The following is a 12,954-nucleotide window of genomic DNA, read 5'->3' as shown; positions in this document are numbered from 1 at the left end:
ACCGGGTCGCTCAGGGCCCCTCTCAGGGGCCCGGCCGCTGGGCCGCACTTCCCGCGCGGCCGGAACCGTCCCTGGTCAACGCGCTGCCAGAGCCCGCCCCTCTCACGGCCCGGCGCGCAGGAACGCCACCTTGATCCGCTTCTTCCCCCACCCGGAGAACTTCACGGTCGCGATCGGATCCGCCCCAGGATCCACGCTCTCGACCACGCCCGGCCCGAACCGCTCGTGGTACACCCGCATCCCGCGCCGCAACGCGAGCCCCTCGCCGCCCTCGGCGCCCGGGTCGACCGCCTCCCGCTCGACGTACCGCTCGCCCGGCGCCCGGTCGGGGACGTCCATGCCGCGCGCCATCACCCCCCTCGCCGGCTCGCCCTCCCGCGAGAACCGCGCCCCTGCGAACCGCTCCTCCGCCTGCGCCTGCGCCCCGGGTCTCCGCTCACGGCCCTCCCACGAGCGCTCCTGGCCGCCGAACCGGAGCCCGGGCGCGGCGTACCCGCCGCCCCCGCCGAACCCGCCCTCGACCCGGCGCTGCGCCATCATGCTGGCGGGCGTCGCGATCCCGCGCACCGAGGCCGGCGGCAGATCCGCGAGGAAGCGGCTCGGCAAGCCGTAACGCGTCTGGCCGAAGATCGCCCGCCGCGCCGCGTGTGTGATCCAGAGCCGCTCGCGCGCCCGCGTGATCGCGACGTAGGCCAGCCGGCGCTCCTCCTCGATGTCGCCCTTGCGGTTCGGATCCTGGCTCCGGAACGGGAACAGATCCTCCTCCATGCCGGTCAGGAACACCGCGTGGAACTCCAGCCCCTTCGCGGCGTGGATCGTCATCATCGCCACCTTGGGCACGTCCGCGAGCGCGTCGACGTCCGACACCAGGCTCACCCGCTCGAGGTAGCCCGCGAGCGTCGCCTCGTCGCCCGCGGCGGTCGCCTCCTGCTCGTAGTCGACGAGCGACTGCACGAGCTCGCGCAAGTTCTGGAGCCGCGCCTCCGACTCGACGCTGTCCTCCTGCTCGAGCGCCTTGGCGTAGCCCGACCGCGCGAGCACCTCCTCCGCCAGCGCGCTCGGCGAAGCGCTCTTCGCCTCGGTCATGAGCCCGTGGATCAGATCACGGAAGCCGAGCAGGCTGCGCTTCGCCGCCGACGCGAGCGCCGGCAGCTGGCCCCCCGGCATCGCCGACGGCGGCACACGCCCCTCCAGGAGCGGATCGATCGCCTCGAACAGCGACACGCCCAGCAGGTCCGCCGCCTGGATGAGCTTGTCGACCGTGCTCTGGCCGATCTTGCGGGCGGGCACGTTGATGATGCGGTTGAGATCCACGTCGCTCTTGGGGTTCGCGATCACGCGGAGGTACGAGAGCAGGTTCTTCACCTCCGCCCGCTCGAAGAAGCGCGTGCCCCCGATGATCTGGTACGGGATGCGCGCCTCGCGCAGCACCTCCTCGAGCACGCGCGACTGCGCGTGGATCCGGTAGAACACCGCGATCTCGTTCGGCGAGACGCCCTCCGCGATGAGCTCGCGGACGCACTCGACCACCCACGCCGCCTCGTCGTGCTCGCTGTCCGCCGCCACCACGTCGATCGGCGTGCCGTCCTGGTTCGCCGTCCAGAGCTCCTTCGGCTCGCGATCCGACGCGTGGCGGATCACGCCGAGCGCGCCCCGCACGACGTGCCCGATCGAGCGGTAGTTCTGCTCGAGCTTCACCACCGTCGCGTGCGGAAAATCGCGCCGGAAGCCGCGGACGATCCGGACGTCCGCGCCGCGCCAGCGATAGATGCTCTGGTCGTCGTCGCCGACCACGCAGAGGTTGTCGTGGCTCTTGCAGAACGCCCGGACGAGCCGGTACTGCACCTGGTTCACGTCCTGGAACTCGTCCACGAGCACGTGCCGGAAGCGCCCCCGGAGATCCTCGCCGGCGTAGCTCGTCGGGTCCTCCGCGATGCGCAGCACGGCGAGCAGCAGGTCGTCGAAGTCCACCGCGCTCGCCGCCTTGAGGTGCCGCTCGTACGCCTCGAAGCACCGCGCGATCGCGTCGTCGAAGTAGCCCTTCCGCTCGAACTCGGCGGGCCCCCGCCCCTCCTGCTTCTCCGCGTGGATGCGCGAGAGCACCTGGCGGGGCGGATAGCGCCGATCGTCGAGGTTGAGCTCCTTGAGCACGCGGTTCATGACCGCCCGCTGATCGTCGTCGTCGTAAATGACGAAGTTCTTGTCGAGCCCGGCCGCCTCGTGGTGCCGGCGCAACAGGCGCGCGCACACCGCGTGGAACGTGCCCACCCAGAGGTCCTTCACGATGTCGGCCCCGATGAGCCCCTCCAGCCGGCGCTTCATCTCGGTCGCCGCCTTGTTCGTGAACGTCACCGCCAGGATCCGGTAGGGCGGGACACGGTGCGTGACGATGAGGTTCGCGATCCGGTACACGATGACGCGGGTCTTGCCGCTCCCCGCGCCGGCGAAGATGAGGAGCGGCCCCGCCGCGTGGCTGGCCGCGCGCGCCTGCGGCTCGTTCAGCTCCTCGTGAGGGAGGCCAGGCTCGGGCGGCGGAGAGCGGTCGGCGTCGTGTGCGGCGAAACGATCCACACGGGGTCGCTAGCACGACCTCCGCGCGAGCGGGAGCCCGCCGAGCCCCGGAGCCCCGAGCGGCGCTCTCCTGCTTTTTCCCCGGCAAATCACGCCCGCTGGCCGTAACCTCGCACGCGCGTGCGCCTCCGGCAGAGCACCGGGGGAGCCGCGGCCCGGACGACCGGCACAGGAGAGACCATGCGCATCGCGCTCACGCACAACCTGAAGATCACGGGCTCCGCCGAGGAAGCCGAGTTCGACAGCCCGGAGACGATCGCCGCCATCGCCGGCGCGCTCGAGCGAGCCGGGCACGAGGTCGAGCGGATCGAGGTCAGCGGCCCGGCCTCCCGGGTCCTCGCCCGGCTCGAGGCGCTCCAGCCGGACCTCATCTTCAACACCGCCGAAGGTCACAAGGGCAAGACGCGCGAGGCGTTCTATCCGTCGCTCTTCGACGAGCTCGGCATCCCGTACACCGGCTCCGACGCCTACACGCTGAACGTCGCGCTCGACAAGTCGCTCACGAAGCGCGTCCTCGCGAGCTACGGCGTCGCCACCCCGCGCGCCCGCCTCGTCAACCGGACCACCCTGGACAGCGGCGCGCTCGACGACATGAGCTTCCCCGTCATCGTGAAGCCGAATTTCGAGGGCTCCTCCAAGGGCATCTTCCGGGAGTGGAGCGTCTGCGAGGACGCGCACCACCTCGCCGAGGTCGTCGAGCGGCAGCTCGCGCGCTTCGAGGCGGGCCTGCTCGTCGAGCACTACATCGCCGGCATCGACGTCGCGTGCGCCTTCGTCGACGGCCTCAAGGAGGCGAACGGCGCGCGCTCGAGCGGCACCGGCATCCCCGAGGGCGTCCTCACCCCGATCGAGTTCGTGATCGATCCCCAGGTGCCGGGCAGCTACAACGTGTACGACTTCAACCTGAAGCACGCGAAGCCCGAGCAGGTCACGCGCCGGCCGGCGCAGCTGCCCGCGGCCACGATCGAGCGCATCCGGGCCATCACGGCGCGCGTCGTGCGCGCCCTGGACCTCAAGGATCACGCTCGCTGCGAGTTCCGGGTCACGCCGTCCCCCTCGCGCAGCCAGGGCCACGACGTCCACTTCCTCGAGGTCGACGGGCTGCCCACCCTCCAGCCGGGCGCCAGCGTCTTCGTCGCGGCGGCGCAGCGCGGCGTCGACTTCGACGGCGTGATCCGGGCCATCGTGAGGAGCGCCTGCAAGCGGCGGGGGCTCCTGCCGCTCCTGGAGAGCAACCAGCCGCGGCGGGCGAAGCGGACCGCGCTCCGCGTCGGCTTCACCTACAACATGAAGCGGAGCGACACGGCCGCGGCCGACAAGGCGGGCCCCGGCACGATGCACGACCTGGAGGCCGAGTTCGACTCGCCGCGCACGATCCAGGCGATCGCGAGCGCCATCGAGAGCTACGGCCACACCGTGGTCCCGCTCGAGGCGACCCCGGACCTGCCGCGCGCGCTCGCGGCTTCCGGGGTCGACGTCGTCTTCAACATCGCCGAGGGGCTCCGCGGCCGCGGCCGCGAGGCGCAGGTGCCGGCGCTCTGCGAGCTGCTCGGCATCCCCTACAGCGGCTCGGACGCGACCACGCTCTCGCTCGCCCTCGACAAGGGCCTCACGAAGCAGATCCTGCGGGCCGCCGGCATCGAGACGGCCGAGTGGCAGGTGGTCACGACCGGGCGCGAGAAGCTGAAGCCGTTCCGCTACCCGGTGATCGTGAAGCCCAACGCCGAGGGGACCTCGAAGGGGATCACCTCCGCGTCCGTCGTCAAGGACGAGGCCGCCGCGCGCGCCGCGGCGAAGCAGCTGGTCGATCGCTACCACCAGCCGGCCCTCATCGAGGAGTACATCACGGGCCGCGAGTTCACCGTCGGCCTGCTCGGGGAGCGGCGGCCGAAGGTGCTGCCGCCGATGGAGGTCGTCTTCGTCGACCCGCCCACCTACCCCGTCTACGGCTACGAGGAGAAGCAAACGGACACGCCGCGCGTGCGCTTCGAGTGCCCCGCGCAGCTCACGCCGTCGGAGCTCCGCCGCGTCGAGAAGGTCGTGCGCGACACGTTCGCGGCCCTCGGGTGCCGCGACGTGGCCAGGGTCGATCTGCGCATGGCGAAGGACGGCAGGGTGTACGTCATCGAGATCAACCCGCTGCCCGGCCTGACGCCCGACTTCAGCGATCTCTGCGTGATCGCGAAGGTCGCGGGGATGGATTACCGGATGCTGATCGGCGAGATCCTGGCCGGCTGCCTCAAGCGCTACCGCGACGCCCGGGCCGCCACGGCGCCGCGGCCCGCGTTCACCGCGGCGCCGCCTGCGGCGGGCGCCGCCGCGCCCTCCGCGAGCGCGTCGGGCGCCTCGCCGGCCGCCGATCCGGGCCTGCTGGCCGCGCCCGGCCCTGCGCTCGCCGGGCCCGCGCCGCTCCCGGCGGAGGCCGCGCCCCTCTCCGACACGGTCTCCGTCGCGAACGGCGAGGTCGCCGGCCCATGAGCGCGCCCTCGACCGCGCTCAGGCGCCCTCGGCTGCGCGATCTCGGCCTCGCGATCGGCCGCTTTCCGACCGGTCCGGAGAACGCGATCACGGACGTCCCTGGGGTGCGGGTCCACCACGTGACCAAGATCGAGGGCGAAGGCGAGCTCGTCCCCGGCCTCGGTCCGGTGCGCACGGGCGTGACCGCGGTCGTCCCGGCCGACGGCGACGTCTTCCTCGATCGGGTGTTCACCGCGAGCTACGTGCTCAACGGCGCGGGCGAGGTGACCGGCCTCTCGCAAATCAACGAGTGGGGCCTCTGCGAGACGCCGATCCTGCTCTGCAGCACGCTCTGCGTCGGCCGCGTCCTCGACGCGACCGTCGCGTGGCTCTCGCGCAAGCACCCCAAGATCGGCAAGGACTACGACGTCGTGATCCCGGTCGTCGCCGAGTGCGATGACAGCTTCCTCAACGACGCCGTGGGGCGCCACGTGGCGCAGGCCGACGTCGACGAGGCGATCGACAACGCCCGGGGTGGCCCCGTGGCCGAGGGGTGCGTCGGCGCCGGCACGGGCATGCAGACGTTCCACTTCGCGGGCGGGATCGGCACCTCGAGCCGGTCGGTCCCTGTCGGCGGGGTCGACGCCCTCGTGGGGGCGCTCGTGCTGTCGAACTTCGGCGATCGCGAGCTGCTCCGCGTCGATGGGGTCCCGGTCGGGCGGCTCATCAGCGACCGCTTCAACCACGTCCCGCGGCGGGGCCCCGCCGGCTCGATCATCGTGCTCGTCGCCACCGACGCCCCGCTCATCCATCGTCAGCTCGCGCGCCTCGCGCGGCGCGCCGCGCTCGCGATCGGCCGGACCGGCGGGTATGCGGCCAACAACTCGGGGGAGATCGTCCTCGCCTGGAGCACCGCGAACCGGGTGCCTCGCGTCGCCACCGAGCAGTGGAGCGCCCCCCGGTCGAGCCGCTCGCTCAGCGTGCACCCCCTCGCGCCGGGCCGGCACATGGCCGAGCTCGTCCTCGACACCGAGGTCGACGCGCTCTACGAGGCCACCGTCGACGTGGTGGAGGAGGCGATCCTCAACGCGATGTTCGGCGGCGTCGACATGACCGGCCACAGCGGACACCACGCGCCGGCCCTGCCGCTAGACGCCGTTGCCGAGATCCTGAAGCAGTACCGCCCCCCGCACCCCTCCGACCCGCCCCCCCTCTTCTAGCGCCCCCCGCCCCCTTCTCTCCGGCAAAGGCCCCGCCGAGCGGCGGTCACCCGCACAGGAGACGGGCCCAGATCGGCGTTTTCGGCGCGGAAGCGCACTCAGGTGCGCTGAGCACCGAAAACGTCGAGATGGGCCCGTATCCGAAGCGGGTGCCCGCCGCTCATTCCGGATCACCGTGGAGGAGCCACTCGTGGGCCGCGTCCTCGTCCCAGAAGCGCCGCAGGACCTTGTCCGTGCCGCTCTCGCGCGCCACGCGGTTCAGCTGGAGCGCGACGATGTCGCTCTCGATGATCTCGGCGACGCGCATCACCCCGAGCTCCAGGCCGAACTCCTGGACGGCGCGGATCTTCTCCGCCACATCGGGGGACATCGGCCTGAACCCGCGGACATCGGCCTTGATCTTGATCTCCCGGCCCTGGAGGCTCTCGCACGCCTTCCTCAGCTCGCTGACGAAGTTCTCCATCTCCTCGAGGCGGACACGCCCCTCGAGGACGAAATCCACCATGGCGATGATCCGGTCGACTTTGATCTCGAACACGTTGAGAGACCTCCTGCCAGTTCCCGAAGGGGCGGGATGGGGCCGCGTGATCATACCCCGGATCGCGCGAGGACGCGCCTAGGGATCGCGACGCTCACGCGGCAGCGACGCTGGCCGTCGGCCGTGGGAAGCCCGGGCTGGGGTCGCCGCCCTTCACGCCGCGCGCGGCTCGCCGACGCGCGACTTGCCCTGTCCGCGCCGCACGGCGATCGCCTGCTCGTAGATGGTCTCGTACCGCGAGAGCAGCGTGGGCCACTGCCGCTCCTTGAGGATCCACGCCCGCGCGTTCTTGCCGACCTGCTCGAGGCGCGCCGGGTCCTTGAGCGCCTCCACACACCGCCTCGTGAGGTCGGCGCTGTCGCCCGCCTTGAAGACGAACCCGGTCTCGCCATAACGGACGAGCTCCCCCATGGCCGCGACGTCGCTCACCATCACCGGCCGGGCCATGGCCATCGCCTCGAGCGGCTTCAGCGGCGTCGTCAGCTCGGTCGTCCGGGTCCGGATGCGGGGATACACGAGCAGGCTCGCCATCGCGTAGATGTTGAACACCTCGTCGTGCGGCACCCGCCCGGTGAAGGTCACCTTGGACTCCACCCCTCGCTCGCGGGCGAACGCCTTGAGCTCCATCTCCTGGCCGCCGGCCCCGGTGATCACGACGTGCGCGTCCGGGATCTCCCGCGCGATGTCGCCGATCGCCGCGATGAGCGTCTGGAGCCCCTCGTACGGCTGGAAGGTGCCGACGTAGCCGATGAGCTTCTTCCCGGCGAGCCCGAAGCGCTCCCAGGCGCCGGGCGGGGCCTCCCGCGGCGCGAACTTGTCCGAGTCGACGCCGTTGCCCACGACGTGGAGCGCGTCCGTGCTGCGCACCCGCGGCGCGACAGCGCTCTTCAGGGCCTCGCAGATCGTCACCGTCGCGTCAGCGTACTTGTAGACGATCGTCTCGAGGCCGGCCGCGATCTTGTAAGGCGCCGAGTCCTCTTTGAATTTGCCCCGGTCGACGGAGGCGTTCTCCCAGAGGTCGCGCACCTCGTAGACGAGCGGCAGCCCGAAGCGGCGCGCCGCCGCGAGCGCCGGCAGCCCGACGAGCATCGGCGAGTGCGCGTGCACGAGATCGGGCTGAAACTCCCGGATCGCGTCCTCGACGCGCGCCTCCAGCGCCCGCACGAGCTGGAGCTCCCTGACCAGCGGCAGCTTCTTGCCGGTAGGCTCGCGCGTCCGCCAGTACGAGATGCCGCCGATCTCGTCCTTCAGCGCATCCCCGGACCCCTGCTGCGCCGACGTCACCACCGCCGGCCGCATCCCGTGCTCGGCCTGGTGCTTGATGATGTAGTCGCTGCGGATCGTGTATCCCGCAATGACAGGCAGCGACGTATGAAGAACATGGAGCACGCGCACGAATCACCACCCTTCTTTATGCTGCGCCGCGCAGCCTACCCGAGGCCGCCGCGACCGTCATCAAGCTCCTCCACGCGCATGGACGCGCGTGGAGGAGCTTGGACGCGTCCGCGCTGACCGCGGGCCGGCCGAGAGCCTAGCTCTCGGCTGCCACGTTGCGGTACGCTCCGCCGCCGCATGACCCTCAAAATCGCGATCGTCGGCTGCGGCAAGATCGCCGACGGCCACATAGAAGAGATCCAGAAGATGCCGGAGCGGGCTCGGGTCGTCGCCGTATGCGACCTGGAGCTCCTGATGGCCGAGCAGATCGCGGTGCGCTACGGCATCCCGAGCCACTACGACTCGTTCGACCGGTTGCTCGACGTCGAGAAGCCCGACGTCGTCCACATCACCACCCCTCCGCAGTCGCACCTGTTCCTCGCCCGGCGCGCCATCGAGGCCGGCGCCCACGTCTACGTGGAGAAGCCGACTGCGCTGAACCTCGCGGACGTGCGGCGCCTCATCGAGCTCTGCACCGCCGCCGGGAAGAAGATGACCGTCGGCTGGGAGTACCAGTTCGATCCCCCGGCCATCGAGATGCGCAGGCTCGTCGGCGACGGCGTGATCGGTGATCCCGTCCACGTGGAGAGCTGCTTCGGCTACAACCTCGCCGGCCCCTTCGGCACGGCGCTCCTCGGCGACGGCTCGCACTGGGTCCATCGCCTCCCGGGCAAGCTGTTCCACAACAACGTCGATCACCTGCTGAACAAGATCGTCGAGTTCGTGGACGACGAGCAGCCGAAGGTCACCGCGACCGCCTACGCGCTCCGGGAGAAGCGGTTCGGCGACTCGCGCGACGACATGCTCGACGAGCTCCGCGTCACGGTGCAGGGCGCGCGCGTCAGCGCCTACGGGACCTTCTCGTCGCACGCGCGGCCGCCCGGGCACTTTCTCCGCGTCTACGGCACGAAGAACACGCTCCACGTCGACTTCACGAGCCGCACGGTCACCCTCGACGCGTCGCCGAAGCTCCCGAGCGCCATCGGGCGCGTCGTCCCGGCCTTCGATCAGGCCCTCTCGTACCTCCGCGAGGGGGGCAAGAACGTGGTGCGGTTCGCCCGCAGCGACTTCCACTTCTTCTCGGGGCTGAACCGCCTGATCGGCCTCTTCTACGACAGCATCACGCGGGGCGCGGAGCTGCCCATCTCGTACCGGGACATGATCCGGGTCGCGTCGATGATGGATGAGATCTTCCGGCAGGTCCCGCAGGAGAAGGCGCGCACATGAAAGTCCTTGTCACCGGCTCGAACGGCTTCCTCGGATCGGCCCTCGTCGACCGGCTGCTCGCCCACGGCGAGACCGACCTCCGCTGCCTCGTCCGCCCCGCGAGCAACCGCTCGCGGCTCGACGAGATCGAGAAGCGGCGGGGCGTCCCCCTCGAGGTCGCGGTGGGCTCCCTCGCCACGAAGGAGGCCGCCGAGCGCGCGGTCGAGGGCGTGGACGTCGTCTACCACGTGGCCGCGGCCATGGGCGGCGCGCCCGCGGACATGTTCCTGAGCACCGTCGTCGCCTCGAAGAACCTGCTCGAGGCGCTCGTCCACACCGGCCGATCGCCGCGCGTCGTCCTGGTCAGCTCCTTCGGCGTCTACGGCGTCGCCGATCTCCCGCGGGGGTACATCGTCGACGAGAACACGCCCCTGGAGACGCGGCCGGCGCAGCGCGATCTCTACTCGCAGGCGAAGCTCCGGCAGGAGAAGCTCTTCTGGGAGTACCAGGCGCGCTACGGCTTCCCGCTGACGGTGCTCCGCCCCGGCGTCATCTACGGCCCCGGCGGCAACGCCTTCTCCAGCCGCGTGGGGATGAGCCTCTTCGGCGTGTTCCTGCACCTCGGCGGCCGCAACGTCCTCCCGCTGTCGTACGTCGACAACTGCGCGGAGGCGATCGCCGTCGCCGGCCGGAGCGACGTCGCGCGGGGGCAGGTCTACAACGTCCACGACGACGACCTGCCCACGGCCGACGTCTACCTCGCCCGCTACAAGCGCGAGGTGAAGCCGATCCGCTCGCTCACGGTGCCCTACTTCGCCCTCGCCGGGATATCGAAGCTCGTCGAGCGCTACCACGCCTACTCGAAGGGGCAGCTGCCGGCCATCTTCACGCCCTACAAGAGCGCGACCTCGTGGAAGGGGAACCGGTTCGACAACACGAAGCTGAAGGCGCTCGGGTGGAAGCAGCTGGTCTCCACGGAGGAGGGCCTCCAGCGGACGTTCACGTACCTCAAGGAACGCGCGACATGACGGGCTCGCGGTCGCTCGCGTCGCTCGGCCTCGCGCTCGGCCTCGCGGGTCTCCTCGCCGGCTGCGACCGGCGGCAGACCCCGGGGCCTCCGGCGGTCCACAGCGGCGAGGGCACCCAGTCCGCCACCGCCGCGCTCGCGGTCGCGGCGCCGCGCTTCGACGCGCCGGCCGCGCCGCCGGCCACGCCGGCCAAGGGGCACCCCCGGCTCTGGGTGCGCGCGGCTGATCTGCCGAAGCTCCGGGCGCGCGCCACGCAGGCGAACCCCCTGTTCAAGGAGCTCGCCGCCGTGACGGCCGAGGCCGCGGCGGCGATGGACAAGGGCAATATCCCCTCGGAGGGCGACTGCACCCACGCCCGCATCTACTGCGAGGCGCACGCGGAGCTGTTCGCCTTCATGTCGCTCGTCTCGAGCGACGAGGCAGCCCGCAACGACCACGCCGCCCGCGCGCGCAAGATCCTTCTCTATATCGTCGATCGCGTGAACAAGGGGGATCCGCAGGATCCCTTCGTCCGCAGGTTCTCGACCGGCGACCGCGCCCGCTGGGCCGGCGAGTCGTTCGGCCTCACGGTCGACTGGATCTACGGGTACCTCTCGGCCCAGGACAAGGCGGCGATACGGCCCGTCTTTCTCCGCTGGGCGGAGGAGCAGCTGAAGTCGTCGACGACGAGCCACGATCACCCCGAGCCCGTGGGCAAGCTGAACGACCCGGCGATGCTGAAGGAGCCGAAGAAGCGCAGGTACGCCGCGAACAACTACTTCACGTCGCACATGCGCAACCTGACGCTCCTGTCGCTCGCGTTCGACGAGGCCGACGATCCGCCGGATCCGAAGCCGAGCGGCACCTACCCGCGGCTCAGGGACTACTTCGCCAACGTCGCCGGGGCGTGGCTTTACATGACCGACAGCGTCCTGCGGAACGACGCGCGCGGCGGCGCGCCGCCGGAGGGCTTCCAGTACGGCCCCGCGACGCTGGCCTACGTGAGCGAGACGCTGCTCGCCATCCAGACGGCCGGCGAGGCCGATCCGGCGAAGTGGGGCCCGCAGGTGCACCTCGACGGCAACCCGTTCTGGCACGAGTTCATCCCGGCCCACCTCCACAGCCTGAGCCCCGCCACGCCGGCGGGCCGGCTCGGGCCGACCCACGAGGCCGCGTGGACGGGCGACGGGGAGCGCTACGAATACACGGATCACATCGACCCGTTCGCGGCGCTCGGCCTCCACGCCGAGAACAGCGGCAACGCCGAGCGCCTGAACGCGCTCCGCTGGATGGCCATCCACGCCGGCCCGGGCGGCGCCGCAGCCCTCGCGCGGCGCGCCCGCTCGCAGCTCGGCCAGGTCCACAAGCGCCACTCGATCATGTACTTCCTCCTGCTCGACCCGGCGGTCACCCCGACCGACCCGCGCCCCTCCACCCCGCTCACGCACTACGGCCCCGGCCTCGGCCAGGTCTTCGCGAGGACGAGCTGGGGGCCCGAGGCCACGTGGCTCCAGTTCCAGCTCGGCTGGGAGCAGATCGACCACCAGCACGGCGACGGCCTCAGCTTCGGCTTCTACCGCGGCGGCGAGTGGCTCACGAAGGAGCGCGTCGGGTACGGCGCCTTCATGGGGAGCTCCGAGCAGCACAACACCCTCGCGGTCGAGAACGACAGGAACCGCCGCCACGACGACCCGAACCGCGGCGAGCTCTGGCGGCGCGGGTCCCAGTGGCCGCTCGTGCACACGGGCGATCCCAGGGTGCTCGCGAAGAGCTTCGCGCAGGACTACGTCTACGTCCTCGGCGACGCGACCCCGCTCTACAACTCCGAGTACGAGAACATCCGCGACGTCACGCACGTCAGCCGCGCGCTCGTGTGGCTCAAGCCGGACCACCTCGTCCTCTACGACCGCGCCGCCACGGGCAAGGACGGGCGCTTCAAGCGCTTCTTCGTGCAGACGCCGAGCGCGGCGCAGGTCGCGGGGAAGCTCGCGACGGCCACGACGGCGAAGGGGCAGAAGCTCTTCGTGACCACGCTCCTGCCGGAGAGCGCCGTCATGGTGGCCGAGCCGTACAAGCCGACGGGCACCTGGGACACCAAGCCGGCCGAGAACGAGCCGATGCTCGCGACCCTGCGGGTCGAGCCGCCGGCCCCGATGCCGAAGGACACGCGCTTCCTGCACGTGCTCCAGGGCGCGGCCGGCAACGCGACGGCGGATCCGGTGACGCTCGTGCGCACGAAGCGCGGGACGCCGTTCGCTGGCGCGGCGGTGAAGGGCACGCTGGTCCTGTTCCCGGTCGAGCTGGGCGCTGTGTCCGAGGTGCAGTTCACCTCGCTCCCCGGCGTGACGAAGCACGTCGTCACGGGGCTCTCCCCCGGCGCGTCCTACGACGTGATCAGGAAGCCCGCGGGCGGCGGCGACGAGATCACGATCCGCGCCGGCTCGGCCGCCAAGGCCGACGAGGGCGGCGTCCTCACCTTCTGAGCGCCGTGTCGCAAACGGCAAATGCGACGATGATGCCC

At 71.2% G+C, this 12,954-nt stretch carries 8 protein-coding genes; 5 read left to right on the top strand and 3 right to left on the bottom strand.

Going from position 1 to position 12,954, the window contains the following annotated elements; genetic code table 11:
* Positions 1-102: 102 nt before the first annotated feature.
* Entirely contained in the window at positions 103-2,571 is a 2,469-nt protein-coding gene (locus WMF39_RS04855; protein WP_437744374.1) for an ATP-dependent helicase, read from the bottom strand.
* 180 nt (positions 2,572-2,751) lie between these two features.
* On the opposite strand from WMF39_RS04855, the gene WMF39_RS04850 reads away from it, so the two are divergent.
* Complete coding sequence (locus WMF39_RS04850) at positions 2,752-5,049, top strand: D-alanine--D-alanine ligase family protein (RefSeq protein ID WP_437744373.1); 2,298 nt, start codon at positions 2,752-2,754, stop codon at positions 5,047-5,049.
* A complete protein-coding gene (locus WMF39_RS04845; RefSeq protein ID WP_437744372.1) occupies positions 5,046-6,248 on the top strand; it encodes a P1 family peptidase in 1,203 nt (400 codons plus the stop codon). Before WMF39_RS04850 ends, WMF39_RS04845 begins: the two co-directional genes overlap by 4 nt.
* Before the next feature lie 160 nt (positions 6,249-6,408).
* Here the strand turns inward: WMF39_RS04845 and WMF39_RS04840 are convergent, their stop codons facing one another.
* Positions 6,409-6,786, bottom strand: coding sequence for an STAS/SEC14 domain-containing protein (locus tag WMF39_RS04840; protein ID WP_272100194.1), 378 nt, complete (start codon positions 6,784-6,786; stop codon positions 6,409-6,411).
* Positions 6,787-6,939: 153 nt separating this feature from the next.
* Positions 6,940-8,181 (bottom strand): glycosyltransferase, encoded by a 1,242-nt coding sequence (locus tag WMF39_RS04835; protein WP_437744371.1) that lies wholly within the window; start codon positions 8,179-8,181, stop codon positions 6,940-6,942.
* Positions 8,182-8,358: 177 nt separating this feature from the next.
* Here WMF39_RS04835 and WMF39_RS04830 point away from each other — a divergent pair, with 177 nt between their 5' ends.
* From WMF39_RS04830 to WMF39_RS04820, 3 genes are read left to right on the top strand one after another with little or no spacing between them, the layout of a single operon-like run.
* Complete coding sequence (locus WMF39_RS04830; protein ID WP_437744370.1) at positions 8,359-9,447, top strand: Gfo/Idh/MocA family protein; 1,089 nt, start codon at positions 8,359-8,361, stop codon at positions 9,445-9,447.
* Positions 9,444-10,454: an NAD-dependent epimerase/dehydratase family protein gene (locus WMF39_RS04825; protein ID WP_437744369.1), complete on the top strand. Its 1,011-nt coding sequence runs from the start codon at positions 9,444-9,446 to the stop codon at positions 10,452-10,454. Before WMF39_RS04830 ends, WMF39_RS04825 begins: the two co-directional genes overlap by 4 nt.
* The gene (locus WMF39_RS04820; RefSeq protein ID WP_437744368.1) at positions 10,451-12,916 is read left to right on the top strand and encodes a hypothetical protein; all 2,466 of its coding nucleotides are present in this window, start codon (positions 10,451-10,453) and stop codon (positions 12,914-12,916) included. The genes WMF39_RS04825 and WMF39_RS04820 overlap by 4 nt, the downstream gene beginning before the upstream one ends.
* Positions 12,917-12,954: the final 38 nt, after the last annotated feature.

The sequence above is a fragment of the Sorangium sp. So ce1504 genome, from assembly GCF_051521635.1.
Lineage (GTDB): Bacteria > Myxococcota_A > Polyangia > Polyangiales > Polyangiaceae > Sorangium > Sorangium cellulosum_B.
The sequence above is the reverse complement of the archived record's forward strand: the minus strand, read 5'-3'. Positions and strand labels throughout refer to the sequence as shown.

Bases quoted from the DNA above. Each gene is read 5' to 3' on its own strand.
- WMF39_RS04825 (WP_437744369.1), top strand. From the start codon at position 9,444: ATGAAAGTCCTTGTCACCGGCTCGAACGGCTTCCTCGGATCGGCCCTC.
- WMF39_RS04830 (WP_437744370.1), top strand. From the start codon at position 8,359: ATGACCCTCAAAATCGCGATCGTCGGCTGCGGCAAGATCGCCGACGGC.
- WMF39_RS04850 (WP_437744373.1), top strand. From the start codon at position 2,752: ATGCGCATCGCGCTCACGCACAACCTGAAGATCACGGGCTCCGCCGAG.
- WMF39_RS04845 (WP_437744372.1), top strand. From the start codon at position 5,046: ATGAGCGCGCCCTCGACCGCGCTCAGGCGCCCTCGGCTGCGCGATCTC.
- WMF39_RS04820 (WP_437744368.1), top strand. From the start codon at position 10,451: ATGACGGGCTCGCGGTCGCTCGCGTCGCTCGGCCTCGCGCTCGGCCTC.